The sequence below is a fragment of the uncultured Jatrophihabitans sp. genome (assembly GCF_964244045.1).
Classification (GTDB): Bacteria; Actinomycetota; Actinomycetes; order Mycobacteriales; family Jatrophihabitantaceae; genus Jatrophihabitans.
Window position 1 is genome coordinate 1 of sequence record NZ_CAXTHK010000083.1, and the last position, 1,832, is coordinate 1,832.

The 1,832-nt window shown below is 66.9% G+C and carries 1 protein-coding gene, 1 other RNA gene and 1 pseudogene; all 3 read right to left on the minus strand.

The genetic code is table 11. The features are described 5' to 3' along the window. Window positions 1-366, minus strand: a pseudogene (locus tag ACFFC4_RS22230) (DNA polymerase III subunit gamma/tau); the annotation flags it as partial. Window positions 367-406: 40 nt separating this feature from the next. Then, an RNA gene (gene ffs, locus ACFFC4_RS22235) (signal recognition particle sRNA small type) lies at window positions 407-499 on the minus strand. A 31-nt stretch (window positions 500-530) separates the two neighbouring features. Further along, a complete protein-coding gene (locus ACFFC4_RS22240) occupies window positions 531-1,523 on the minus strand; it encodes an IS481 family transposase (protein ID WP_375504948.1) in 993 nt (330 codons plus the stop codon). Window positions 1,524-1,832: the final 309 nt, after the last annotated feature.

A 1,832-nucleotide genomic window follows, 5' to 3' on the forward strand; every position in this document is an offset into this window, starting at 1 on the left:
CCGGTACCGGGACTCGGCCGGCATGTAGAACGCGCGGTCCCGAAGGTCTCTGGTGTCGTCGACGCCACCGTGACTGGCTGCGTCGAGTTCGACCACGTCGAGCGAGCCGGACCCCTCGGGAGCGAGGGCGACACAGGAGGGACACACGCCGCACGGATCTGGCGTCGGACCTTGCACACAGTTCAGCGAGCGAGCCAGGATGCGGGCCGACGAGGTCTTGCCGCATCCCCGCGGGCCGGAGAACAGGTAGGCATGGTTGATGCGCCCGGCAGCCAGAGCGGTGCGGAGGGGGTCGGTGACATGCTCCTGACCGACCACCTCAGCGAAGGTCGCCGGACGGTACTTGCGATACAGAGCCAACGCCACGGCACGAGACTACGTGCTGGCACCGACATCGCTCTACGAGACGAGGGGACCCCCGCACCCGTCAGAGCTCACGGACCCTTGCTGCCTTCCGGCCCTGGGGGGGTTGATGAGATGGACGCCGCGGGGGTCCGGACAGAAGTCTAGCCGCTCGGCCGGTAGGGCACCTAGCTGTACTGCCCGGGGACGTTGGTTAAGCGGTTGATGGGTGGGACCTTGCCGATGGCGGTGTGGGGCCGGTGGTGATTGTAGAAGTGGAGCCAGGCAGGCAGGGCTTTGCGCCGGGCGGTTTCGGAGTTGTAGAACCGGCGGAATGCCCATCCTTGAGCCAAGGTGCGGTGGAACCGTTCGATCTTGCCGTTGGTCTGGGGCCGGTAGGGCCGGGTTCGTTTGTGGACGATCCCCAGCTCGGCGCAGGTGTCACGCCAGAGGCGACTGACGTAGCAGGAGCCGTTGTCAGACAGGACCCGTTGGATGGTTACGCCTCGGGCGGTGAACCAGGCGACGGCGTTGCGTAGCACCGTGACGGCGGTGACAGCTGTTTCGTCGTCGTGGATTTCGGCGTAGGCGACGCGGGAGTGGTCGTCGATGACGGTGTGCACGAACGCGGTGCCCATCTTCGGGTGCCGCCGGCTGCCGCCGGGTTTGCCCGGGGTGGCGGCCCGGTTCTTGTGCCCTTGCTGACGGCCGACGTAGCGCCAGCCGCCGCCGTCGGGAACGTTGCCGACCTTCTTGACGTCCACGTGCAGCATCGCTCCGGGCTGGTCGTGTTCATATCGGCGGATCGGTTCTCCGGTGGCCCGGTCGATGTGGGAGAGCCGGTTGATCCGGCATCGGGTGAGGACGGCGTGGACGGTGGAGGATGCCAGGCCGACCTTGTCGGCGATGGCGATCGGGCCAAGGCGTTGCTTCCACCGCAGGTGCACGATCTTGCGGACCGTCGGCTGCGGGGTGCGGGTCGGCTGCCGGTGCGGCCGGGACGACCGATCTGCCATTCCGGCCTGGCCTAGCTGCCGGTACCGCTGCGCCCAACGGTTCGCCGTCGGCCAGGAAACGTCGAACCGTTCCGCGGCCCGGGCGACCGGCCAACCTTCTTCGACGATCAGCCGGCCGATCTTTAGACGTGCGCGTGGGGTCAATGCAGCGTTAGCGTGTGACACGAAGACCTCCGGTGTCGTGGGGCGGTTTCTAGACAGCTCCACTCCACGCCCGGAGGTCTTCCCGTTCAACCACCGTCAGATCGTGTCGTCACACGAGTTCAACCAACGTCCCTGGGCAGTACTAGCCGGCTCGCCCTGCCCGCAAGATCATCCGCTTCACACGTCGTGCGCTATAGCTGGTCTCGATGCCGGCGAGGAGTGGCAGCCGAAGCAGCGAACCGGATCTCGCGATCTCGCCCTCGCGCCACATCGTGGATCCACGGAGCGCCGCAACCGGTCCTCTCCATTCACGTGCGGACCACGTCACGT